The 21,473-nt window shown below is 63.3% G+C and carries 25 protein-coding genes; 15 read left to right on the forward strand and 10 right to left on the reverse strand.

Translation table 11 applies throughout. The annotated features are described in order from the left end of the window. Window positions 1–21 precede the first annotated feature (21 nt). The 5 genes from CVS28_RS20310 to CVS28_RS11085 all read left to right on the forward strand — a co-directional run bounded on the left by CVS28_RS20310 (window position 22) and on the right by CVS28_RS11085 (window position 4,095). Window positions 22–150: a hypothetical protein gene (locus CVS28_RS20310; protein WP_279325069.1), complete on the forward strand. Its 129-nt coding sequence runs from the start codon at window positions 22–24 to the stop codon at window positions 148–150. After that, window positions 147–1,424 carry a Y-family DNA polymerase gene (locus tag CVS28_RS11070; RefSeq protein ID WP_103481546.1) on the forward strand — a complete coding sequence of 426 codons (1,278 nt, stop codon included), beginning with the start codon at window positions 147–149 and terminating at the stop codon, window positions 1,422–1,424. The genes CVS28_RS20310 and CVS28_RS11070 overlap by 4 nt, the downstream gene beginning before the upstream one ends. A 36-nt stretch (window positions 1,425–1,460) precedes the next feature. Beyond that, a complete protein-coding gene (locus CVS28_RS11075) occupies window positions 1,461–1,877 on the forward strand; it encodes a ribosomal maturation YjgA family protein (protein ID WP_103466937.1) in 417 nt (138 codons plus the stop codon). Window positions 1,878–1,918: 41 nt separating this feature from the next. Continuing rightward, window positions 1,919–3,007, forward strand: coding sequence for an FAD-dependent oxidoreductase (locus CVS28_RS11080; protein ID WP_103481547.1), 1,089 nt, complete (start codon window positions 1,919–1,921; stop codon window positions 3,005–3,007). 89 nt (window positions 3,008–3,096) lie between these two features. Beyond that, on the forward strand, window positions 3,097–4,095 hold the full coding sequence (locus CVS28_RS11085) for an LLM class flavin-dependent oxidoreductase (protein ID WP_103481548.1): 999 nt from the start codon (window positions 3,097–3,099) through the stop codon (window positions 4,093–4,095). On the opposite strand, the gene CVS28_RS11090 is transcribed toward CVS28_RS11085, so the two are convergent. Continuing rightward, the gene (locus tag CVS28_RS11090) at window positions 4,092–4,820 is read right to left on the reverse strand and encodes an HAD family hydrolase (protein WP_103481549.1); all 729 of its coding nucleotides are present in this window, start codon (window positions 4,818–4,820) and stop codon (window positions 4,092–4,094) included. The genes CVS28_RS11085 and CVS28_RS11090 overlap by 4 nt on opposite strands. Before the next feature lie 626 nt (window positions 4,821–5,446). Continuing rightward, window positions 5,447–6,913, reverse strand: coding sequence for an FUSC family protein (locus tag CVS28_RS11095; protein WP_103481550.1), 1,467 nt, complete (start codon window positions 6,911–6,913; stop codon window positions 5,447–5,449). Between the two features lie 74 nt (window positions 6,914–6,987). On the opposite strand from CVS28_RS11095, the gene CVS28_RS11100 reads away from it, so the two are divergent. Next, entirely contained in the window at window positions 6,988–7,494 is a 507-nt protein-coding gene (locus CVS28_RS11100) for a MarR family winged helix-turn-helix transcriptional regulator (protein ID WP_103481628.1), read from the forward strand. Here the strand turns inward: CVS28_RS11100 and CVS28_RS11105 are convergent. Continuing rightward, window positions 7,491–8,465, reverse strand: a complete 975-nt coding sequence (locus tag CVS28_RS11105) for an NAD-dependent epimerase/dehydratase family protein (RefSeq protein ID WP_103481551.1) — start codon at window positions 8,463–8,465, stop codon at window positions 7,491–7,493. The genes CVS28_RS11100 and CVS28_RS11105 overlap by 4 nt on opposite strands. Window positions 8,466–8,596: 131 nt before the next feature. Here CVS28_RS11105 and CVS28_RS11110 point away from each other — a divergent pair, with 131 nt between their 5' ends. After that, window positions 8,597–9,295: a TetR/AcrR family transcriptional regulator gene (locus CVS28_RS11110; RefSeq protein WP_103481552.1), complete on the forward strand. Its 699-nt coding sequence runs from the start codon at window positions 8,597–8,599 to the stop codon at window positions 9,293–9,295. A 98-nt stretch (window positions 9,296–9,393) separates the two neighbouring features. Here the strand turns inward: CVS28_RS11110 and thiE are convergent, their stop codons facing one another. Further along, entirely contained in the window at window positions 9,394–10,074 is a 681-nt protein-coding gene (gene thiE / locus CVS28_RS11115; protein WP_103481553.1) for a thiamine phosphate synthase, read from the reverse strand. A gap of 133 nt (window positions 10,075–10,207) precedes the next feature. On the opposite strand from thiE, the gene thiO reads away from it, so the two are divergent. Genes thiO through CVS28_RS11135 form a run of 4 tightly spaced genes read left to right on the forward strand, consistent with a single transcriptional unit; the run spans window position 10,208 to window position 12,912 of the window. Further along, complete coding sequence (gene thiO, locus CVS28_RS11120; RefSeq protein ID WP_103481554.1) at window positions 10,208–11,464, forward strand: glycine oxidase ThiO; 1,257 nt, start codon at window positions 10,208–10,210, stop codon at window positions 11,462–11,464. Then, window positions 11,461–11,700 carry a sulfur carrier protein ThiS gene (gene thiS / locus CVS28_RS11125; RefSeq protein WP_103466945.1) on the forward strand — a complete coding sequence of 80 codons (240 nt, stop codon included), beginning with the start codon at window positions 11,461–11,463 and terminating at the stop codon, window positions 11,698–11,700. The genes thiO and thiS overlap by 4 nt, the downstream gene beginning before the upstream one ends. A gap of 52 nt (window positions 11,701–11,752) precedes the next feature. Further along, on the forward strand, window positions 11,753–12,553 hold the full coding sequence (locus CVS28_RS11130) for a thiazole synthase (RefSeq protein ID WP_103481555.1): 801 nt from the start codon (window positions 11,753–11,755) through the stop codon (window positions 12,551–12,553). Window positions 12,554–12,576: 23 nt separating this feature from the next. Continuing rightward, the gene (locus CVS28_RS11135) at window positions 12,577–12,912 is read left to right on the forward strand and encodes a 4a-hydroxytetrahydrobiopterin dehydratase (protein WP_103466947.1); all 336 of its coding nucleotides are present in this window, start codon (window positions 12,577–12,579) and stop codon (window positions 12,910–12,912) included. 18 nt (window positions 12,913–12,930) lie between these two features. On the opposite strand, the gene CVS28_RS11140 is transcribed toward CVS28_RS11135, so the two are convergent. The 4 genes from CVS28_RS11140 to CVS28_RS11160 form a co-directional block, all read right to left on the reverse strand. Beyond that, entirely contained in the window at window positions 12,931–13,806 is an 876-nt protein-coding gene (locus CVS28_RS11140; protein ID WP_133159111.1) for a lytic transglycosylase, read from the reverse strand. Between the two features lie 36 nt (window positions 13,807–13,842). Beyond that, on the reverse strand, window positions 13,843–14,148 hold the full coding sequence (locus CVS28_RS11150) for a hypothetical protein (protein ID WP_103466950.1): 306 nt from the start codon (window positions 14,146–14,148) through the stop codon (window positions 13,843–13,845). Window positions 14,149–14,194: 46 nt separating this feature from the next. Then, window positions 14,195–14,419, reverse strand: a complete 225-nt coding sequence (locus CVS28_RS11155) for a DUF3107 domain-containing protein (protein ID WP_103466951.1) — start codon at window positions 14,417–14,419, stop codon at window positions 14,195–14,197. Between the two features lie 62 nt (window positions 14,420–14,481). Then, window positions 14,482–15,120: a TetR/AcrR family transcriptional regulator gene (locus CVS28_RS11160; protein WP_103466993.1), complete on the reverse strand. Its 639-nt coding sequence runs from the start codon at window positions 15,118–15,120 to the stop codon at window positions 14,482–14,484. Between the two features lie 111 nt (window positions 15,121–15,231). Between CVS28_RS11160 and moeB the strand changes: the two genes are divergently transcribed. Next, complete coding sequence (moeB, locus tag CVS28_RS11165) at window positions 15,232–16,431, forward strand: molybdopterin-synthase adenylyltransferase MoeB (protein WP_103481558.1); 1,200 nt, start codon at window positions 15,232–15,234, stop codon at window positions 16,429–16,431. A gap of 74 nt (window positions 16,432–16,505) precedes the next feature. Next, window positions 16,506–17,492, forward strand: a complete 987-nt coding sequence (locus CVS28_RS11170; protein WP_103466953.1) for an SDR family NAD(P)-dependent oxidoreductase — start codon at window positions 16,506–16,508, stop codon at window positions 17,490–17,492. 86 nt (window positions 17,493–17,578) lie between these two features. Here CVS28_RS11170 and CVS28_RS11175 read toward each other — a convergent pair whose 3' ends face one another. Beyond that, window positions 17,579–17,950: a VOC family protein gene (locus tag CVS28_RS11175; protein WP_103481559.1), complete on the reverse strand. Its 372-nt coding sequence runs from the start codon at window positions 17,948–17,950 to the stop codon at window positions 17,579–17,581. A 58-nt stretch (window positions 17,951–18,008) separates the two neighbouring features. Here CVS28_RS11175 and CVS28_RS11180 point away from each other — a divergent pair, with 58 nt between their 5' ends. Then, complete coding sequence (locus CVS28_RS11180) at window positions 18,009–18,434, forward strand: MarR family winged helix-turn-helix transcriptional regulator (protein WP_103481560.1); 426 nt, start codon at window positions 18,009–18,011, stop codon at window positions 18,432–18,434. 444 nt (window positions 18,435–18,878) lie between these two features. On the opposite strand, the gene CVS28_RS11185 is transcribed toward CVS28_RS11180, so the two are convergent. Beyond that, entirely contained in the window at window positions 18,879–20,225 is a 1,347-nt protein-coding gene (locus tag CVS28_RS11185; protein ID WP_103466956.1) for a glutamyl-tRNA reductase, read from the reverse strand. Window positions 20,226–20,389: 164 nt separating this feature from the next. Between CVS28_RS11185 and hemE the strand changes: the two genes are divergently transcribed. Then, window positions 20,390–21,445, forward strand: coding sequence for a uroporphyrinogen decarboxylase (gene hemE / locus CVS28_RS11190; RefSeq protein WP_103466957.1), 1,056 nt, complete (start codon window positions 20,390–20,392; stop codon window positions 21,443–21,445). The last annotated feature ends 28 nt before the right edge of the window (window positions 21,446–21,473 follow it).

The following is a 21,473-nucleotide window of genomic DNA, read 5'->3' on the forward strand; positions in this document are numbered from 1 at the left end:
AACTTGCCGGAAGGAGTGCTCGTGAAGAATCCGTTCAAGCCGACGGCCGGCGCCCGCCCGCAACTGCTTCTGGAACGGAACGACATCCGCCAAGACTTCGCCGAGAGCATCGAAAACGGTCCGGGTCGGCACCATCGGCGAACCAAATGACCGTGAACCGCATCGCCCTGGTGGACGTCAACAACTTCTATGTCTCCTGCGAGCGGGTCTTTGACCCGAAGCTGGAAGGCCGCCCCGTCGTCGTACTCTCCAACAACGACGGCTGCGTGGTGGCACGCTCGGCGGAAGCCAAGGCGCTGGGCATCGCCACTGGCGCCCCGTGGTTCCAGCTGCAAGCCCAGGCCAAGGCGTGGGGCTTGGTGGCACGCTCCAGCAACTACGAACTGTATGGGGACCTGAGTGCCAAGGTCATGGAAGTGGTGGGCCGTTTTGGTACCTGGCAAGAGGTGTACTCCATCGACGAATCGTTCATCGGTCTGATGGGGGATTCGGCGCAACTGCACGCCACAGGCGCTGAGGTCCGGGCGGCTGTGATGCGCCACGTGGGTGTACCCGTCTGCGTCGGCGTGGCTGCCACCAAGACGTTGGCGAAGTTTGCCAATAGGATCGCCAAGCAAAACCCGGCACTGGCTGGTGTTTGTGCGCTGGACGCCATGCCGGAGGGGCATGTTGTGCGCATCCAGGAACGGGTGCCCGCATCAGGGCTGTGGGGCGTTGGCGGCAAGACCTCCAGCAAGCTGAAAATGATGGGCATTGAAAGCATCGCCGACCTCAAGGCCGCCGACCCGGCAATGATTCGCAAGAAGTTCTCGGTGGTACTGCAACGCACCGTCATGGAGCTCAACGGCACCGAATGCATTCCCCACACCGAGGAACACGTGGACAAGCAGCAAATCATGTTTTCCCGCAGCTTCTCCACCCCCGTCACCACCGTTGCGGGCATGGAGGAGGTCATGGCCATCTATGCCCAACGCGGTGCCGCCCGCCTGAACCAGGAAGGCCTGCGCGCCTCCACCATGACGGTCACGGCGGGAACCAGCCGTTTTGCCGGCGGGGAAGGCAGCTTCCCGGCCGTCACCAGCCGATTCATGACGCCCACCCAGGACCCCATTGTGCTGATCCGCGCCGCCGTGGCAGCCATTGGCCAAAGCGCGGTCCCCGGGGCGGCATACCTGCGCGCCGGTGTCATGTTCAACGGACTTGAACCGGCCTCCGGGACGGGAATGCTGGATGTTTTTGGCCCTGCGGCGGAGCAAGCCGATGTGGGCGATGTGCTGGGGGAGGTGCGCAACAAATTTGGCAGCATGGCCATTGGCATCGGGGTGGGCGGCTTGGCCCAGGCCCCGGCGTGGTCCATGAAGCGTGAGTATTCCTCGCCCCGGTACACCACCGAGTGGAAGGAACTGCCGGTGGTGCGGGCTTAGCCAAGCTGTTGGGGCACCGCGGTTAGACTCGAGCCCATGGCTTTGCTAAAAACCCCCAAGTCCCGGCGCCTTGCGCTCTTCATTGCCGCAACCGATGTGGCCGTTCTTGGGCTGGCGCTGCACTTCCTGGTGCCAGGAGACCTTGCCTCCCTGATCACCGATGCCCTGTTCACGGTGCTCGTGTACCTGCTGCTGGCGCTCATTCTTCCCACCGCCAAGCGCCACTGGCTGGCATTGAGCGCCTTCGCCATCAGTGCCTTCATTGAGATTGCACAGCTGACGGGTGTTCCCGCGCAACTGGCCGAGAGCTTCCCGCCGTCGCGCCTGGTCTTTGGCACCACCTTCTCCGCGCTGGACCTGGTGGCCTACGCCGTGGGTGCCGGGGCCGTCTACTACGCGGACAAGGTGCTCTCGCAGCGCGGGCGCATATGGCTTAGGACACAAACGGAATAGCTGCGCCACAGACCCGGTTCCACCACTAAAAGGAGGCAAAAATGCTGGACGTGGTGGTTATCGGAGCAGGCCAGGCGGGACTGTCGGCAGCGTATTACTTGGCGCGGCAGGGGCTTTCACCCGAGACAGATTTTGTGGTTCTCGACGCCAACCCCGCGCCCGGCGGTGCCTGGCTGCACCGCTGGCCCTCACTGACGCTTGGCGCAGCCCACGCCGTTCACGACCTCCCCGGCATGAAACTTCCCCCGGCCGATCCCGCCGAACCTGCATCGCAGGTGGTGGGCCGGTATTACGGCAACTATGAAAAGACGTTCTCGCTGCCCATTCGCCGGCCCGTGAAGGTGCATGCGGTGCGTTCGCTGCCCATGGACGACGGCGCACCCTCCGACACTGCCACGGCACCCCTAGTGGTGGAGACTGATGCGGGCGTTTTCACCACCCGGCTGGTCATCAACGCCACCGGCACCTGGGACAAGCCGCACTGGCCGCACTACCCGGGGGTGGAAACATTCGCGGGGCGCCAGCTGCACACCCACGATTTCTCCTCCGTGGCCGAGTTCGCCGGGCAGAAAGTATTGGTGGTGGGCGGCGGAACATCGGCGGTGCAATTCCTGCTCCAACTTGCCGATGCCGGCGTTGACACGGCCTGGTCCACGCGCCGTGCGCCCGAATTCACCACACGCGAGTTCAACCCCGATTGGGGTCGGGATGTGGAAGCCCGCGTCAATGCCCGCACCGCTGCCGGCCTGCCACCGCTAAGCGTGGTGGGCGTAACGGGGCTGCCCATGACCGAGCAATACCAGAACGGCATTTCCGCCGGAACGTTGGTTTCCCGTGGGCCCCTGCAACGGCTCACTCCGGACGGGGCGGTGTTTGAGGATGGCACCACTTTTGCCGCAGACGCCATCTTGTGGGCCACCGGATTCCGCGCAGCCATGGACCATCTGGCGCCGCTGAAGCTGCGCGAACCAGGCGGCGGCATAGTCATGGACGGGGTGAAAGTGTCCCGGGAACCGCGCCTGTTGATGGTGGGCTATGGCGCCTCCGCCTCAACACTGGGCGCCAACCGGGCAGGTCGTGCAGCGGCGGTGGCTGCCCTTGATCGGCTGAACGTTCCCGTGGGAGTGTGAACAGGCAGACGTGAGAGAGGCCACGGGAGGAAATATCCGGGCGGGTTTGGGGGTTGGCGCTAGTGAAACCACTTCGAAAGGCAGCACCCATGACGCTCCCCATTTCCATCCTTGACCTAGCCCATGTTGGCCAGGACGGCATTGCAGCCAGCTTGCGCGCGTCCGTGGACTTGGCGCAGAAGGCGGAGGAGTGGGGGTACAAGCGCATTTGGTACGCCGAGCACCACAACATGCCCTCGATTGCCTCCTCCGCCACGAGCGTTTTGATTGCCCACGTGGCAGCCCACACCAAAACCATCCGGCTCGGCGCCGGCGGCATCATGCTGCCCAACCATTCCCCGCTGCAGATTGCCGAGCAGTTCGGCACCTTGGAAACCCTGCACCCGGGACGCATTGACCTGGGGCTGGGCCGGGCGCCTGGCAGCGACCAAAACACCATGCGTGCCCTTCGCCGCGACCCGCAGGCAGCCGACACCTTCCCCTCCGACGTGCAGGAACTGCAGGCCTACTTTGATGGGGCGAGCCGCATTTCCGGGGTCAACGCCTACCCGGGCAAGGACACTGCTGTGCCGCTGTACATCCTGGGCTCCTCACTGTTTGGGGCGCGATTGGCTGCCGCACTGGGGCTGCCGTACTCCTTTGCGTCGCACTTTGCCCCGCAGGCACTCGAGGACGCCGTGCGGATTTACCGCCGCGAATTCAAGCCCTCTGCCGCGCTGGCCGAGCCCTATGTGATTGCCGGCGTCAACGCCATCGTGGCAGACACCCAGGAGGAAGCAGATGTCCTGTCCCTGAAGGCCAGGCGCCGCATGGTGGGTGCGCTGGTGGGCGGCGGGCGCACCTTCACCGACCCCGAGGCCGACATGCTGCTGGAATCCCCGGCAGGCCAGCAGGTGGTGAACATGTTCCGCTACGCAGCCGTGGGCACGCCGTCCGTGGCGCGCGCCTACCTGGACGAGTTCGCTGTGTTGGCCGACGCCGACGAGCTGATTGTAGCCTCCCAGGTCACCGACAAGGCGGCCTGGATCCGCAGCTTTGAGCTGTTGGCGCAGGCCATGGAACTGCGTCCGGCCCAACTGCCAGTCTAGGCAGGCTGGCTGCTTTGGGCCCTGCGCAGGTCCAGGCATGCCGGGGTGATGGCCGCGATGATGATGCTTGCGTGTTGCTCAAGCACCTCTTTGGGGTGTGTGCCCTCCACACAAATAGCAATCATCCCGGCGGCCGCCACGGCGCCAAGTCCTGGGACCGAGTCCTCAAACGCAGCCACCTTGTCCATGTGCTCCAGTCCCAGGGTGCGTGCTGCGCGCAGGAATCCCTCGGGATTCGGCTTACCCTCCGCAACGTCGTCGTCCGTCACCACCACGCCAAACAATTCCAGCAGGCCCGCCCGCTCCAGCGCGGGGATGACCTGTAGTCGGCTGGCGCCGGTCACCACGCCCAGCTTCAGTCCGGCCGCATGCAAAGCGTGGACAAGTTCGCGGGTGGCTGGCCGGATCAGGCTTTCACGTGCCACCCGGGCCTTGTATTCGGTGTCGATCATGGGCAGAAAGGCCTCCACGCCGCGTGGCTCATCCGGAGCCAGGGCCAGGATGTCCGTCATGATCTCGCGATCGCTGCGGCCGGCCAGCTCTTCTTGATACTGGCGCGCGGTGATGGCCACACCGCATTCAGTGGCGGCCAGGTCGATGAAGAGATCCCGCAAGACTCCCTCGTCGTCGGAGAGGGTGCCGTTGAAATCAAACAACACCCCGTCCAGCTCCAACAGGGTCGAGTTCGACAGGGTCGAGGAGGTGCTCGCGGTGACTGCGCCCATGGAGAAAAATCCGTTCTGTACTCAGTGCAAATCTGTGGGCAAAGGCTTGACGCCCGGCCTGAATCGCCACGGTGTCCCGCCGGAGCCTAGCGCGCCCAAGTGAACGCCCGGAAACGGGCCGGGAAACATCTCAGTGTGGGTTGGGGCGTGACTGGCTGGTCTGTTGCCTGGTGGAGTGTCCCTCTTTTGTCCGCGTTGTCTGGCCCGTTGAATCGGTGGCTTCACTGCTTGTCACGAGTCGCCACTAATGGTCACTGAGTCTCCACTTCGCGCCGGGGAAGAGACCCACGGCGTGGTGCATCGAATAAATCCGCATCCTGGGATGGTGTTGCGGTGCAGTTCACGTCAGACCCACCCGCTGGACCTTCGGGCTTCACTTGAAACAGCAGCTAATGCGGGTGTGCCGGTCCGTCCTGGTTCCAAACAGCAGCTGATGCGGGTGCCGGGCCTTCACACCCGCATCTGCTGCTGTTTGGAATCCGAAAAGCCATCAACGGGCCCGCATGCCGAGAGTTTGGCGGGTGCAGGTGGCATCGCGCGGAACATGGCAAGAATCCACCCCAGGTAGCCCGCGGGTGCAGCGGCCGCGACCCAGTCAACCCATGAAACAAAACTGAGACACACCGCTAGCTGCGACGCGTGGCTCCGGTCGCGGCCGGCAGGTGGTGCGAGTCTGAACGGGAAATACTGACGGCCGCCACGAGAAGGCCGAGAACCACTCCCACCAAGGTGTCAGCCACACGGTTCATGGCGGCGTCCGGGCCCAAATGGGTGCCCAGTCCCGTCATGATCAAGGCCATGGGTGTCACGGCAATGGTGGTGAGCGTGTAGTTCCGCAGCACCAGCAGCTCCGCCGCGAATTGCAGCAGCACCACTATGGCTGCCGAGGGCCAAAAGCCCAGCGACAAGGACAGCAGGGCCACGGCCACCAGTGCACCGAGAACGTTGCCCACCAGCCGTTGGATGCCTCGCTGGACACTGATGCTGTAGTTCAAGCCCTGCAACGTGGCCACCGCACCCATGGATGCCCACAACGGATGACCCAGGCCGAGAGCCACGGCAACCCAGCCGGCCAGGGCAGAGGCCACTGCCATCCGCAACGCCTGGTGCAGGCTGGCCCTTGAAACCAGGCCTGCCCGCCCGACCGCGCGGAGCGTCGTGGCTGGTGTTGCAGCCCTGGGATCCCCAGCGGTGCCCGCCGCGAACTCCGGTGCGCGGCGGAACGTGCGCAGGGCCGCCTCGTGGCGGGCGAGGTTGGCCAGTGCGGCAGCGAAGGCGTCTGTGCCCAAGGCGGCCAGTGCTGCGTCCGCCTCATCCATCAGTGCTGACAGCTGGTTGGCCTGGCGCAGCACGGCGGCTGTCCGCGCGGACTGCCCAGACCGCGCCCGGATACTCAGGGCAATGGTTGTCCGGGCGTTCGCGATGGCGGCCTTGGCGGCGGCACTGTTGCTCCCGTCGTCGTGCATGGCAATCCCGTCCTTGCGAAGGCGCCCGACGGCGGCAATGGCGCGGGCAGTTGCCAACCGGGCAGGCCCCAGCGGAAACACCAGCACGGGAGCCACCGCCACCACCCAACCCACCAGCGAGCCGATGCCCACGGCCGCGATAACGTGGGCTATCTCTGTTGGTGAGTGGGCGTAACCAGCGCCTGCCGAGGCGGCAAAGACTAAAATCACCGGGCCCGGTCCGGTGATGCCCAACGCCGTGAACAGGTGGGCGGCGCCCCCTGCGATGAGGGACAGCACCGCAATTTGAAGCCACAGCGGAGTGCCCACGGTGCCCAGAAGCGCGCCGACACCGGCCGCCATCAAGAGCCCCGCGGCCACCACCGCCAGCTGGCGTCCCAGCCGCCCATAGGACTGATAGCGGCCGAACGCCGACGTCAACGCTCCGAGCGCAGCCATGGCCGCGAGTTGATGATGGCCCAGCAAGCCCCCTGTCACGAGCACCAGCGTGGCCGCAATGCCCACCTTGATGGCCGGGGCAAGCAAGGCATCAGCCGGGCGCAGGCGCATCGAATTACGCCATGCTGACGGCGAAAAGGGGTGTACCAGGGCGGTGCCCAAGTGATGCAGTCGAACTGAAGTGGTCATCCATCAAGACTACAATCTATTTTACTAGTAAAATAGATATGAACTATGTGAGTGTTGTCTCTAGACTGGTGACCATGGAAAATTTCGCGGCACCCGGGGACTTTGTTGATGCTGCCCGGCAGGGTTGGGCGAAGGCCCGGCCCGAGCTTGATGTCTCCAGCATTGAGGTCATGGGCAGGATCACCCGCATCGGGGCGTTGGTGACACAGCGTGTGGAGCATGACCTGGCGCCGGAAGACATTACCCGGGCCGAATTCGACCTGCTGTGCACCCTGGCGCGCAGTGGCAGGCCCCTGCGCGCCAGCGAAGTGACGGTTGCCACCATGCTCAGTGGCGCGTCCACCACCAAGAATGCCGACAGGCTGGCCCGGCGCGGCCTCATCGAGCGCCTGCCCTCCGAGCGGGATGGGCGTGTGGTACTTCTGCAACTGACCGCGGACGGCCATGCCTTGGTGGACAGGACGTTCCCCAATTTTCTGGCGCGGGATCAGGAACTATTGTCCGGATTGACTGCCCGCGAGCAGGCCGCCCTGGCGGAATTGCTGCGCAAGGTGGCCATGAACCTCGAGGTCCGGCACTAGGCCCGATCCCGCCACCACTGGACTGTGGCCCGCGCCGCCGTGCCCAGCGGGGTGGGTTCCAATCCCAGCGCCGCTTGGCTGGCCTTTGAATCCATGACGAAGGGTTCCTGAAACTGGTACAGGGTCTCGGCCAGCTCGCGCATGTCGGTGGAAACGATCCCTGCTGCCCTGATGACCCACCCCGGAACGGCGCTGACCTTGGGGGTGGCTACTTCGGCGGCCGCGGCAAACGCTTCGGCAAGGTCACGTTGGGACAGTGCGGGGTTGCTAGGTGCGTGAAGCACCGTGTTCCAGACCGACGGCGTGGCTGCCGCCCGGATCATGGCGGCAGCCAGGTCCGGAACATAAGTGAACGAGTGGGGCGCGTTGGCGCTGCCCACCACCTGCAGGCGCTTGCCGGACAGTATCCGTGGCACCATGCGGTCGCCGGCGTGGGCCATGAGCACCTGCGGCCCAAAGAAGTCCGACGCCACAACACTGACAGTTGGTGTATCTGAGGCCGCGCGGGCTTGCAGCAGGGCCGTCCTGACACCGCGTTTGCCGCCGGTTGCTTCCTTGGTGCTGCGCTCAGTCATTGGCTCTTTGGGGTGGCTGTAGGAGTACAAGCTCTCCGGGAAAACCACCACGGCGCCCACCTCACCGGCGGTGTTGAGCACCACCCGTTCAGCCTCCGGCAACTCCCGCTCCCACACCCGAGCGTTGTACTTGGAGCCATGGATGCAGTGGAAAACGGTGTCCACCTCCGTCATGGCGGCCCGGAGCTGATGTGCCTGGCCTACGTCTGCGCGTTGCTTTTGGATCAGTGGGTGCTCGGGTCCTGACCCTGAGCGGGTGAGGATGCGAACCCTGTGCCCGGCGTTGGCCAGCTGCGTGGCAATAGTCCAGCCGACCGGGCCGGCGCCGGTGACCAATTTGACGGCCGGGGAGGGTGCCGGGTTGATGAAATCGTGGACTGTATGGCTGGTATTCATGACATGGTCCTTTGTGTGAGAAAAAACGAGAGCGATGCTCTCGCTTTAACTATCTCGCCCCGGGCTTGTCCCTGTCAAGAGCAGTGCTCACTTAAGTTGACGGTGGTCTCCATAGTGCGCAGTATGGTGTCATGACACAAACACCCCGGGAACGTGCGCGGCTACAAACCATGTCAGAGATTGTCAGCATTGGACGCCAGCATCTGGCGGTTCATGGTGCGGCGGGGCTGTCGCTGCGGGCCGTGGCGCGGGATCTTGGCGTGGTTTCCTCGGCGGTCTACAGATACGTCAAGAGCCGGGACGAGCTCCTGACCTTGTTGCTTGTGGATGGGTACAACGCCCTGGGTGACGCCGTGGACCACGCCGTGAATCAGGTCCCAGCCGATGATTTTGCGGCGCAATTCCGGGCGCTTGGCGGGGCCGTCAGGGAGTGGGCGGTGGCCGAACCTGCACGCTATGGACTGCTTTTTGGCTCACCCGTGCCAGGATATGAGGCCCCCTCCGAGCAGACCACTGGGCCCGGCACACGCGTCATTGTCCAGCTGGTGCGGATCATCGAGGGAGCCCACCGGGCTGGCGCACTGCGGGAGGTGGCGCGGGCCCCTGTGCCGGACCCCCGCCTCGCTGCCGACTTCGCAGCCATCCGCGAAGAGATGGGGTTGAGCGTCCCTGACGACGTCCTGGCCCGGGGGGTCCTGGTGTGGGCTGCTGTGTTCGGCGCCGTCAACTTTGAGGTTTTCGGCCAGTACGGGCACGCAACCTTCAGCGACCCAGCAGCACTTTTTGAGTTGCACCTGGCGGCCTTGGCTGAGACGGCTGGCCTCAGCTAGCTCGACAGCCAGCCAGGGCGTGCCAAACGGGTGTGGGCCCATGAAATTTCATGCGCCGTCACCCGTCTGGCACGCCGCCAGCTTCAGCGTCGCGAAAGCTACCCCAGCGCGGGCAGCCGGGACAGCAACTCCTGCGCGGCCGCCGTCGGATCTTCAGCCTGCGTGATGGCCCGCACCACCACAATCCGTGAGGCTCCAGCCGCCACCACCTGGTCAACGTTGGAAAGATCTACCCCACCAATGGCAAACCACGGCTTGGACGTGCCCAGCGAGGCTGCGTGTTCCAGCATGGACAGGCCGACGGCGGCCCGGCCGGGCTTGGTGGGGGTGGCCCACAGCGGCCCCACACAGAAGTAGTCGGCGTTGGCGTTTGCGGCGGCAGCTGAAATTTGGGCAGGATCGTGACTGGACAACCCCATCGACACGGAGCCGCCCAGCAGGGACCGCGCGGCCGGCAGGGGCAGATCCTTTTGGCCCACATGGAACACCGGCGCACCGCTGAGCATGGCAATGTCTGCCCTGTCATTGACAGCCCATAATTTGCCGCATTCTTCGGCCACAGAGCGCAACACGCTCAACAATTCCAGCTCTTCGCCGGCCTCAATGGATTTGTCGCGGAGCTGAATGATGTCCACCCCGCCGGCATAGGCGGCACGCAAAAAATCGGCAAAATCGCCTTGTTCCTTCCGCGCATCCGTGCACAAATACAGCCGGGCGGTGGCCAATGTGGGGGTGGATGGTGCGGGTGTGGGGTCATAAGTGATGGAAGGGCTGCTCATATCTCATAGACTAATGCAGTACCGCGGGAGCCAGGGATGCTGGCTGAGAGGGCGCCGACTGCGCCGACCGAAATGCGTCCGCAAGGACGTGGAACCTGATCCGGCTCATACCGGCGTAGGGAAGGAGCCTCTAGTGCTGCACACCGTGCCGCAAATTATCACCACCGATGTAGCCATCATTGGCGGCGGAATTGTGGGCCTCGGCATTGCCGCAGAAGCCCAACGCGCAGGCCATGCCGTCACCATCATTGACCCGGCGCCGGCCACGGGTGCCACCTTTGCCGCCGCCGGAATGCTGGCGCCCGTCAGTGAACTTCACTACCAAGAAGAAGACCTGCTGGAGCTGACGCTGGCCGCCTCAGCGCGGTGGCCCGAGTTCCTGGCAGCCCTGCCCGCCGGCAGCAAGACCGGATTCAGTGCAGCCCCAACACTTGTTTTGGGTGCCGACCCGGCAGACCGGAAGTCGCTGTCAGATCTGCGCGATGTCCAGGAACGGCACGGCTTGAGCGTCACTGCCTTGACCATCCGCGAGGCCCGCGCCCAGGAACCCATGGTGGGTCCGCACATATCCTGCGCCTACACGGTGGATGCGGACCACAGCGTTGATCCCCGGGCGCTGGCCGAAACCCTGCGCCGCCAACTCCTGCAGACGGCTGCGGCGCACGGCCGCCCAGCCGCGGAGGACACCTTTGTGGCCCAATCCGCTGTGGGCCTGATGCACCAAGACCCCGGCAACAGCCACTCCGCCGTGACAGGTGTTGCCCTGGCCGATGGCAGGGAGGTGCGCGCAATGGAGGTCATCGTCGCCAACGCCCTCGGCGCCCCAAAACTGGACGGGCTGCCGGAAGGACTGAAGCTTCCTGTGCGCGCAGTCTACGGGGACATTCTTCGGCTGAAGGTTCCACAACATTTGCGGCCGCTGACCACCGCCACCATTCGAGGATTGGTACGCGGGCTGCCCGTGTACATTGTGCCGCGCGAGGACGGCACAGTGGTGATTGGTGCCAGCAGCCGGGAAGACGGCTCGCCCGGAGTTAGTGCCGGGGGAGTGCACCAGCTCCTGCGCGACGCCCAGGTGCTGGTGCCGGCAGTGGCAGAACTGGAATTGCTGGAAACCACTGCACGGGCCAGGCCAGGCACCCCCGACAACGCACCCTTGCTGGGCCGCGTTGCCGGCGCCGACGGGAAGGACATCCAGGGGCTCATCATTGCCACAGGGTTTTTCCGCCACGGTGTGCTGCTCACGCCCATGGCGGCACTCATTGCCCGGCAACTGCTGGGTGGGATCACGGATCTGGCGTGGACACGCTTCCGCCCGGACAGGTTCTCACCCGCCCTGCAGCCAGCCCACCACGAGCCACCCCCAAACAGCCATCAGGAGACACCATGAGCACCATCCAACTCAACGGCAGCGCCCACCCGTACGTTGCCGGCACCACTGTTGCCGAGCTGGTAACAGCCATGACGGGCCGGGTCCTGTTGGCCTCAGGTCAGGCGGCCGACGGCGGCCGGCTGGGCGTCGCTGTGGCCCGCAACTCAGGCATTGTGCCGCGCAGCCAATGGGCAGCCACACCCCTTGAGCTCCATGATGAGCTTGAGATCGTCACAGCCGTTCAAGGCGGCTAGGGCATTTTTTGGCGGCCCCAGCATCCTCCCTCAATCTTGAAAGTGAAGTGTCATGACTGAAACCCTTACCCGCAACGACGCGCTGATCATTGACGGCGTGGCCCTGAACTCCCGGCTCATCATGGGAACCGGCGGCGCGCCGAGCTTGTCCGGGCTGGGAGCGGCCCTCATTGCCTCGGGCACGGAGCTGACAACGGTTGCCATGCGCCGGTATTCCGTGGACGGGACTGCGGGCGCAAACACCAACCTGTTTGGCCTGTTGCTGGAAAACAACATCCGTGTCCTGCCCAACACGGCCGGCTGTTTTACTGCACGGGAGGCTGTCATGACGGCCGAACTGGCGCGTGAGGCGTTGGAAACGGATTGGATTAAACTCGAGGTCATCGCCGACGAGCACACTTTGCTGCCCGATGCTCTGGAGCTGGTGGAGGCTACGGAGCAGCTGGTCAACCGCGGCTTCAAGGTCTTCGCCTACACCAACGACGATCCCGTCCTTGCCCTGCGCCTGCAGCACCTGGGGGCGGCCGCTGTCATGCCACTGGGTGCGCCCATTGGTACGGGCCTTGGAATCTTGAACCCGCACAACATTGAACTGATCGTTTCCCGTGCTGGCATTCCCGTGGTGCTCGACGCCGGAATCGGCACAGCCTCGGACGCCGCCCTGGCGATGGAGCTCGGTTGTGACGCCGTGTTGCTGGCAACGGCCGTGACCCGCGCGCAAGATCCGGTTCTTATGGCGCAGGCCTTCAAACACGCTGTAATCGGTGGCAGACTGGCAGCACAGGGTGGCCGCATTCCCAAGCGCCAGCACGCGTTGGCGTCCTCGGCGATGGACGGCCGTCCCGATCTGTAGGCGTCTACTGTAAGGATCGTGCCATGGCTGCCCCGGACGATGTGCTGACCAAGACCCAGATCGACACCGAACTCTCAACACTGCCCCACTGGCGCTTCACAGGTGAGCTGCGCACTGTGCTGAAATGTCCGACGTCGGCCATCGCCTTGGACTTGTTCGCCGCCATTGGGGAGGCGGCCCAGAAGGCCAATCACCACCCGGATGTTGACTGGCGCTACGACACCTTGTTCATTTCCACCTGCTCGCACGACGCCGGGGGGCAGGTGACCGCGCGCGACGTCGCCTTGGCGCGGCGTATTTCCCTGGCTGCCACGGCGGCAGGGGCTGTGGCCAAGCCGGAGCTGATCCGCGGCGGGTAGGGGAGAGGCTCGCGGCTTTTACTTCTGAATGGGGTGCTCGCCGCTCAAACTGATGGTCTGATTGGCCTGCAGTTCACCGCTTGGATGGTCTGTGTAGGCAAACCATGCCGGGGTGCTGTTGTCGAGGGGGCGGTTGGCGTGGAGCAGCTGCACTATTTCAAGATTGAAGCGGGCGGCAACTTGGCTGTCAATATCCCCTGCCGCTGTGGTGTAGCTCAGGGGGACGTCGTTGCTGTCCGCGGTGAAGGGTCCTTGCGCGCCACGGATCGTGAGCTCATTGGGCATCAACGCGATCTTGGTGCCTGCGGGGATGGTTGAGCCTTGGGGCAGGAAGCGGTTGTAGCGCAACAAGGCTTCAGTGCTTATCCGGAACTGGTAGCCCAAACTGTCAAAAGTGTCGCCGTCGACCGTGGTGTAGAAGATCGGCGCACCTTCATGGTTTTTGACGGTGGGACCGGTCCCCGAGTTGATATCGACAGGCTTGACCTGGAGGGCAACGACGTCGTCCAGGTGCAGGAAATAGTTCACACCCACCGTGTGCACTCCAGAAACCTTGTTGGCCTTGGCCAAGTGCTGTGCACTGATGCCAAAGCGCAATTGAATGCCCTCAGTCGTATCGTCCTGAACCACTGTGTAGTTCTCCGGGACGCCACTGGCATCCAACGTGACTTGACCCATGGCGCCGGGAATCGGAGGCGACGGGCTGGGTTTCATGTCCAACGCCGCAGGAAGTGCGCCGCCCGAAGGAGCCAGACTGCCCGGTAGCGCTGCACTTTTCAAGGATGCGGTGCTGGAAGCCGATGTGCTTGGTCCCGGCTCATCCATCGCGACGGTATACGAGGTGGTCGTGAACGCAATCAGTACTGCGCTGAGAACCACAACCGAACGACGCATCAAATTTCCCCCAATGGAAATCTCTCGAGGTGAGAGTTAGTGCATCTGCAAAATTGCCGTGGTCCTTGCCACCTGCGCGGAATGGCGGGCGCGTCCCACCAAACCGGCAGTGGCCCAGGCAGCGGCACCGCCAACGGCAATGGAAAGGACCCATGGGATCCAGGCGGTGGCGCTGTCATTGCCCAAACCAAGGGCCATGGTGATGATCCAGACAAGAAGGGACGAGGCAATGGCGGCACCTGCTGGAAGTGCTGCGCCAAAAGTGGAGCGGTACTGATCCACGGCCCACGCTATGGCGCCCAGAGCGCCAGTAGTTAGGGCAATAATGATCAAAGCAACCATGAAAATTCCGTCTCTATCTATCTGGATTTTGCGTCTTGTGGGGTGCTTAGAGCGCGCCGAAGCCTACGCTGCGAGCCTTCTCGCCACCCAATTCAACGTACCCCAGGCTGTTGCCGGGAACAATGACAAGCCGGCCCTTTTCGTCTTTAAGACGCAGATCGGTGCCTTTGGTCATTGCCTCGGAAACCAGAGCAGCGACGTCGTCCGCGCTTTGCTCGGATTCAAGGACGATTTCACGGCTGATGTGTTGGATGCCGATCTTGATTTCCACAGATGTCTCCTGGTGCAAACTAAAGGCCTAATAGATGTACCCACCACTCTAGGGGCAGGTGCCTAGGATTCCTTGGGGAAGCGGCTAATTCCGCGCCAAGCTAAACGGTAGACCAGATCGCTGGCCACATCGATGTCCAAGTCGCCGTTGGCTTCAAGCCAGTACCGGGCGCTTACCTGGGCCATGCCGGCCAGGGCGCGGCCCAAAAGCGTCGCTTCCACGGGGGGCAGCTTGGTGTCCTCGGCAATGACCTGTCCAATGGCGTCGGAGTAGTTCGCGTTGAATTTCTCCAGCCGGGCTGCCACTTCGGGGTCGTTGACAAGGTCCGATTCAAAGACAAGCCGGTGCGCCTGGTCGTCATTGGCCATGAAGAGGAAGTAGGCCTTCATGGTGGCCTGGACGCGCAGTTTGTTGTCGGTGGTGGAACTCAAGGCGGCGACCAGCATCTTGGTCAAGGATTCCAAATGGCTGTCCAGCAACGCCAAGTACAGGTCCCGCTTGCTGGGGAAGTGTTGATAAAGCACCGGCTTGCTGACTTTGGCCGTCTCCGCGATTTCATCCATGGCCGCCCCGTGATAGCCGTGGTTGACAAACACTTCCAAGGCGGAGGCCAGCAGCTGTGCCCGGCGTTCATCCCGGGGCAGCCGCGCCGGTGTGGTGCGCGGGGCGGGTGCGTCCTTGGCGGAGGATTCTAAAGTCATGATGGCAGCCTTTCTCTCCGTCACCCCATGGTTGTCCGCAGGGGTCCGGTCGAACTCATTGTACCCGCGGGTAATGCGTAGCCTGCTGCAAGCAGGACTAGATTAAAGGGTATGGTTTCCTTGATCCAACGCAATGCCTCCGCCCCCACTGTTGCCCTGGCCCCCTTGGTGGAGCCTGGCCCGCCCCTTGCTGCGCAGGAATTGGAACGGTATTCGCGCCACGCCCTCATTCCCGAGATCGGCTTGGAGGGACAGCGGCGGCTGCGAAACTCCCGTGTTCTGGTCATTGGTGCAGGCGGCCTAGGCTCCCCGGCCCTGCTGTATTTGGCCGCCGCGGGTGTGGGCACGCTGGGCATCGTGGACGACGACACTGTGGAGTTGAGCAACCTCCAACGCCAGGTCATTCACGGCGTGGGGGACATTGGCCGCACCAAGCTGGAATCGGCCAAGGACTCCATCGAATCCATCAATCCCGGTGTGAAGGTGGTGCTGCACCCGGTCCGCCTAGATGCTTCAAATGCACTGGAAATTTTTGCCGACTATGACGTAATTCTGGACGGCGCCGACAACTTCGCCACGCGCTACCTTGTCAACGACGCTGCGGCGCTGCTGGGCAAACCGTATGTATGGGGATCAATCCTGCGCTTTGATGGCCAGGTCAGCGTCTTTTGGGACAAGTTTGGGCCCAATTACCGCGATCTGTACCCCGAACCTCCCGCCCCCGGAACGGTGCCCTCCTGCGCGGAAGGCGGAGTATTCGGGATGTTGTGTGCTTCCATTGGCGCCATGATGGTCACTGAGGCCGTCAAACTCATCACAGGCATTGGCCAAACGCTGCTGGGCCGGCTCTTGATCTTTGACGCACTCACCGCCCGCTGGCGGGAAATCCGGATCGCCAAGGACCCCGAGGCTGCGCCCATCACCGAACTCATCGACTACGACTACTTTTGCGGCATCCTCGCGCCGGAGAAGAACGACGGCGATCTCATCTCAGCAGCCCAGCTCGCCAACCGACTGGCTCAGCGTGCTGCGGGAAGTACGGACTTTGTCTTGATTGATGTGCGCCAACCTGTGGAATTTGAGATCGGGCGAATTCCCGGCTCCGTGTTGATTCCCTTGGCCGGAATTAAGGATGGTTCCGCGCTGGATGCGGTGCCGCGAGGAGTGCCGCTGGTGCTGCATTGCAAGGCCGGCAGCCGCTCGGCCCAGGCATTGGCAAGCCTGCGCGAGGCAGGATATGAGGACGTGGTGCACTTGGAAGGCGGCATGGATGCGTGGCTGGCTAGCGACAAACGCGGCGCACAGGAGTAAATTGCGCTCAAGGAGTTAGATCAGAAAAGGTCCGTTCGTTGGATCAGGGCCAGCACTCAAGGAAGAGGCACGCCATGAGCCGTGTGGAAAAATTGCACACACCACAAGATCCCATCCGTTCCGGCTTTGGCCATGACAGCACAGCCGCAGCGGTGCTGGAGGGCATGGATCTATCCGGCTGCACGGCAGTGGTCACTGGTGGCTACTCAGGTCTGGGGTTGGAGACTGTCCGTGCCCTGGCAGGTGCCGGTGTGCAGGTAACTGTGCCGGCACGCCGGGCAGGTCATGCACGTGAGGTCCTGGCAGCGGCCGATCTTGGTGGCGTCAAGGTCTACGCCATGGATCTGGGGGACCAGAAAAGCGTCAAGAATTTCGCCAAGGAGTATTTGAAATCCGGGGCCGGGCTGGACATCTTGATTAACAACGCAGCCATCATGGCCTGCCCCGAAACACGTGTTGGGCCGGGTTGGGAGGCGCAGTTTGCCACCAATCATCTGGGCCATTTCACCCTGAGCAACGAGCTGTGGCCGCTGTTGGCCGATGGCGGTGCACGGGTGGTGTCGCTGACCTCCACGGGTCACAAAATTTCCGGCATCCACTTTGACGATCCCCAATTCACCACAGACTACGACAAATGGCAGGCGTATGGCCAAGCAAAGACAGCCAATAGCCTCTTTGCCGTTGAACTGGACAAGCGCGGCGCTGACCACGGCGTGCGGGCATTTGCGGTGCACCCGGGCGGGATCATGACTGAACTGCAACGCCACCTCACCCGCGAGGAGATGGTGGCCGCCGGCTGGATGAATGATGAAGGCGTTGTCCGGGAGGGTTTCAAGACGCCGGAGCAAGGTGCCGCAACGTCCATTTGGGCGGCCACCTCCCCGCTGCTGGACGGCAAGGGCGGAGTGTATTGCGAGGACTGCGACATTGCCCGGCCCACGGATCCGGAATCGCCGCTGGCCCGTTTTGTTGGGGTGGACGCGCACGCCGTCGACCCGGACAGCGCAGCCAGGCTGTGGGAACTCTCAGCAGAGCTGACAGGCGTGAACGCGCTCCCATAGCCGGGATGGGCGACCTGCGGCACGCAAGCTTGTGCGTCAAAGGTAAGCCGTGCCGTTGCTGCCGCTCCGCTCTGCTTGACCCGAGGTTAGCTGCGTGTGGCGCGATCGTGGATAGTGACTGTGTACCCGTCGGGATCCTGGAAAACGAATGTCATGCCAAACGGACCCTCGAAGGGTTCCCGAAGGATTCTCACACCAGCATCCGCGACAGTTCGGTGCAGGGTGACGGCCTCAGGATCATGCAGCCAGAGCGCAACGCCAAGGCCCAATGGGCCGGATTCGAGATCCAATCCGGGTTCGGGGTCACGAACCGCAAAGGTCGGCTGGGTGTCGAAGACGACGGCGTGTGGAGGCGAGAAAGGTGCCCTAGTCAGACCAACGGTGTTCTCGTAAAACGCCGCGGCCTTCTCGAGGTCGCGTACCTGCAGGGCAATGAAGTCGGGACCGGTGACGGCCATAGTAATTCTCCTTGTATGTCAGTTTTCTTACATTGAGAGACTATGTCAGAATTCTTACATGAGCAACCAGCAACAACAGGTCGGGTACGTGGTGAAGCAGGCGCAATCGTTGCTGCGCCTTCGAATGGAGGAGGCGCTGCACCCTTACGCCCTCACTGTTTCCCAGTACTCGTGTCTTCACCGCCTACTTCGTGATCCTGGTATCTCCGCTGCGGCGCTGGCCCGCGCCACGTTCATGACGCGCCAGTCTATGAACTCGATGCTGCAGCAATTGCTCGAACGTGGACTGGTGGATCGCCCTGCCCGCCCCGAGAGCGGTCGTGCCTTACCCACGGCACTCACGGCAGCGGGTGCTGATCTCCTCGCCGCCGCACAGGCTGACGTGGACGGAGTCGAAGAGCGGATGCTGTCGGGACTTAGCCCATCCGAGCTCATCTCGCTCACCCATGGACTCAACGCTTGTGTGAAGGCGCTGGGAGGGTGAGCTTGCCAGAAGCGCCGCCTACGGTATCGACCGCCCGTTAGCGGTTCCCTCAGGGAGGATGCCCATGCCGCAGCCCAAGATAACTTTGGTTATGCGCGTTGCTGGCATCTGGCGCTGCGCCCGTGACACAGCTGCGCCTAGCTGGCTGCCAGCCCAGCGCATAGCCAAAGACGGCGTGCTCCGAATTGGGTTTATGCGCCACGCTCGTGTCTGGGACTACGCATAAGTCTGGGCGGCCGTTGGTCACGGTGCTGCGTCTTACCATCGTTGGCAACAAAAGTGAATTGCCAGGGACCAAGCAGAGTATTCGCTTGTCACGGCTGCGGCGAAACCGCTCCAGCTACTGCGGCTCAGAGTCCAACAGGACGACGGCGTGCCAAACGGGTGAGGAGGCATGAAATTTCTTGCGCCCTCGCCCGTTTGGCACGGCGTCGAGTGCTGGCGCTAGGCGGAGACGGCGTCGGGGGCTGCTTTGGGGTCCGGGTCCCCGTCGAGGCGGTCGGCTAGGGTTGCGCCCAATGCTGCTGGTTCAATCTTGAGGCCGTACAGGACTTCCAGGGCGGCCAGGTAACTTTCGGCGTCCCCGGCTGCAGCCAGTTCCTTGGCGCGCACCGTGGGCACATGAAGCAGCTGCTTGACCATGCGGCGCATGGCAAAGGCCACCTCGTCGGTGGCGGCCGTGCAGCCGTGCTGTTTGCGGACCTTGGCGATCTCGTCGTCCAGCACACTCATGGTGTGCCGGCGAAGGGCCACAATGGCGTGGTCCAGGGAGCGGGAGTTTTGGGCCTGGGCAAAGCTTTGCGTGGCTGTGGAGACCATGGTGGCTGCCTGTGCCAGGGTGGATTCCTGTTCGGCGGGGGCTGCCTGCCGGACGGTTTCCAAGGTCAACAAGTCCACCCCGTCAAGGGTGGCAATGTCAGGGGCGAAATCGTGGGTTAAGGCCAAATCGATGACCGTGAGTTGCTGCGAATCAGTGGTGCGCAACCGGGCCAAATCATCCCGAGTGAGCTGCTGGTCCGAACCGCTGCAGCCCACCAGCAACGATGCTGAGGCCAACGCCTGCGGCAGGGAATCATCGTCCAGCGCCGTGCCGCCGCGTGAGGCCACAAACGTCTCAGCCCGGCCCGAGGATGAATATACCGAAATGTCTGTGCAACCACGCTGGATCAACTGGGCCATGGCAGCGCCGGCGTAGGCGCCCGTGCCGAACAAGACAGCGGATTTGCCGGTCAGTGACCGCGTTTCGGTGGGTTGATCGGCCAGCTCCGCGGCCAGGTCCAAGGCCACTGAAACTATCGACATTCCACGGCGGCCCAAGGCAGTTTGGGCGCCAACATCTTTGGCGGTTTTTGCTGCAGCCTGAAAGAGCCGTACCAAGGAAGGTGTTGTTACGCCCTGGGATTGGGCCTCGCTGAGCGCGCGGCGCACCTGGCCGGCAATTTCGCGTTCGCCCACCACTGCCGATTCCAAACCAGTACTTACGGCAAAAAGATGCCGGGGGACGGCGTCGCCTTCCTGGGTGGTGAGCGCCTGAGAGACCTGCGTTTCCGCCAGCCCGGAATGCTTGCTGACGGTAGCAATGACCGAACTGCGGGCAGACTCCAGATCTTGGGCACTTTGGGCGTGAACGTAGAGCTCATAACGATTGCACGTTGCCAGTGTGACCATGCCGGCAACGGCGTTTTCCTCTTGGGTCAGCTCAGCACTGACGGCCGCGGCCCCGGCGCTAAGGCGGGCAACGGTTTCCAAGTCAATGGTGGTGTGCGAGGCAACGAGAGAAAAAAGAACCACAATGGCAATATCGTAGACCTTTAAACTGGGTGTTTATACACAGGATGCCCTGAACCGTCAGCAAAAAACTGTGAGACTGCTTACGTGAGCTGCTGGTGGTGTGCTCTACTACGGTGACAGTTTGTGCACAAAATATGCCCAGATTGGCTCTGTAGGGTGGTGCCATGACACTGAGCCCGAACCACCCGTTGATGGATGGCCGCACCGCCAATTCCCCGCTGATCACCGCCTACCGTGGTGGAAAGCCCAGCCGCCGGCCTGTCTGGTTCATGCGCCAGGCTGGGCGTTCGCTGCCTGAATACCGCGAGCTGCGCGTGGGCACCACCATGCTGGATTCCTGCCTCAAGCCGGCCATGGCAGCTGAAATCACCCTCCAGCCCGTGCGCCGCCACGACGTTGACGCCGCCATCTTCTTCTCCGACATTGTGATCCCGTTGAAGCTCGCCGGTGTGGGCGTGGACATTGTGCCCGGTGTGGGCCCCGTCCTGGAGAAGCCCATTCGCACCGCCGAAGATGTGGCCAACCTGCCCGAGCTCACCGAAGAGGCGCTGGCCCCCATCCGCGAAGCCGTCGCCTTGACGGTTGCCGAACTGGGCAGCACCCCGCTCATCGGCTTCGCCGGGGCGCCGTTCACGGTGGCCGCCTACATGGTGGAAGGCCGTCCCTCCCGCGACCACCTGGGCCCGCGCACCATGATGCACGCCCAGCCCGAGGTGTGGGCTGCACTCATGAACTGGGCAGCCGACGCCTCCGGAAAGTTCCTGCGCGCCCAAATCGAAGCCGGTGCCAGCGCCGGACAGCTCTTCGACTCCTGGGCAGGGTCGCTGGGACTTGCCGACTACACCGAACACGTGGCCCCGGCGTCGTCCCGTGCCTTGGACCATGTGCGCGACCTTGGTGTGCCGCTGATCCACTTTGGCACCGGCACCAGTGAACTCCTCGGCGCCATGCTTGAGGTGGGCGTGGACGTGATTGGTGTTGACTACAGGCTGCCGCTGGATGAGGCCAACCGCCGGCTCGGTGGCAAAGTGCCGCTGCAGGGCAACATTGACCCGGCTCTGCTGAACGCTCCCTGGGAGGTATTGGAGGCACATGTGCGCGAGGTGGTCGCGGCGGGCGCCTCCGCGCCCGGACATGTGGTGAACTTGGGTCATGGGGTGCCGCCGGAGACTGATCCGGCCATTCTGACCCGGCTCGTTGAGCTCATTCACTCCATTTAGCGCCAGATTTAGCACCAGCCATTGAGGG

The sequence above is a fragment of the Arthrobacter glacialis genome (genome assembly GCF_002909415.1).
Taxonomy (GTDB): Bacteria; Actinomycetota; Actinomycetes; order Actinomycetales; family Micrococcaceae; genus Specibacter; species Specibacter glacialis.

Excerpts from the sequence above, each read along its gene's own strand:
- hemE (WP_103466957.1), top strand. The coding sequence starts at position 20,390 with ATGACACTGAGCCCGAACCACCCGTTGATGGATGGCCGCACCGCCAAT.
- CVS28_RS11160 (WP_103466993.1), bottom strand. The coding sequence starts at position 15,120 with ATGACTTTAGAATCCTCCGCCAAGGACGCACCCGCCCCGCGCACCACA.
- CVS28_RS11075 (WP_103466937.1), top strand. The coding sequence starts at position 1,461 with ATGGCTTTGCTAAAAACCCCCAAGTCCCGGCGCCTTGCGCTCTTCATT.
- CVS28_RS11170 (WP_103466953.1), top strand. The coding sequence starts at position 16,506 with ATGAGCCGTGTGGAAAAATTGCACACACCACAAGATCCCATCCGTTCC.
- thiS (WP_103466945.1), top strand. The coding sequence starts at position 11,461 with ATGAGCACCATCCAACTCAACGGCAGCGCCCACCCGTACGTTGCCGGC.
- CVS28_RS11130 (WP_103481555.1), top strand. The coding sequence starts at position 11,753 with ATGACTGAAACCCTTACCCGCAACGACGCGCTGATCATTGACGGCGTG.
- CVS28_RS11100 (WP_103481628.1), top strand. The coding sequence starts at position 6,988 with ATGGAAAATTTCGCGGCACCCGGGGACTTTGTTGATGCTGCCCGGCAG.
- CVS28_RS11150 (WP_103466950.1), bottom strand. The coding sequence starts at position 14,148 with ATGGTTGCTTTGATCATTATTGCCCTAACTACTGGCGCTCTGGGCGCC.
- CVS28_RS11090 (WP_103481549.1), bottom strand. The coding sequence starts at position 4,820 with ATGGGCGCAGTCACCGCGAGCACCTCCTCGACCCTGTCGAACTCGACC.
- CVS28_RS11140 (WP_133159111.1), bottom strand. The coding sequence starts at position 13,806 with ATGCGTCGTTCGGTTGTGGTTCTCAGCGCAGTACTGATTGCGTTCACG.
- CVS28_RS11095 (WP_103481550.1), bottom strand. The coding sequence starts at position 6,913 with ATGACCACTTCAGTTCGACTGCATCACTTGGGCACCGCCCTGGTACAC.
- CVS28_RS11080 (WP_103481547.1), top strand. The coding sequence starts at position 1,919 with ATGCTGGACGTGGTGGTTATCGGAGCAGGCCAGGCGGGACTGTCGGCA.
- CVS28_RS11070 (WP_103481546.1), top strand. The coding sequence starts at position 147 with ATGACCGTGAACCGCATCGCCCTGGTGGACGTCAACAACTTCTATGTC.
- CVS28_RS11105 (WP_103481551.1), bottom strand. The coding sequence starts at position 8,465 with ATGAATACCAGCCATACAGTCCACGATTTCATCAACCCGGCACCCTCC.
- CVS28_RS11110 (WP_103481552.1), top strand. The coding sequence starts at position 8,597 with ATGACACAAACACCCCGGGAACGTGCGCGGCTACAAACCATGTCAGAG.
- moeB (WP_103481558.1), top strand. The coding sequence starts at position 15,232 with ATGGTTTCCTTGATCCAACGCAATGCCTCCGCCCCCACTGTTGCCCTG.
- thiE (WP_103481553.1), bottom strand. The coding sequence starts at position 10,074 with ATGAGCAGCCCTTCCATCACTTATGACCCCACACCCGCACCATCCACC.
- CVS28_RS11175 (WP_103481559.1), bottom strand. The coding sequence starts at position 17,950 with ATGGCCGTCACCGGTCCCGACTTCATTGCCCTGCAGGTACGCGACCTC.
- CVS28_RS11135 (WP_103466947.1), top strand. The coding sequence starts at position 12,577 with ATGGCTGCCCCGGACGATGTGCTGACCAAGACCCAGATCGACACCGAA.
- CVS28_RS11085 (WP_103481548.1), top strand. The coding sequence starts at position 3,097 with ATGACGCTCCCCATTTCCATCCTTGACCTAGCCCATGTTGGCCAGGAC.
- CVS28_RS11180 (WP_103481560.1), top strand. The coding sequence starts at position 18,009 with ATGAGCAACCAGCAACAACAGGTCGGGTACGTGGTGAAGCAGGCGCAA.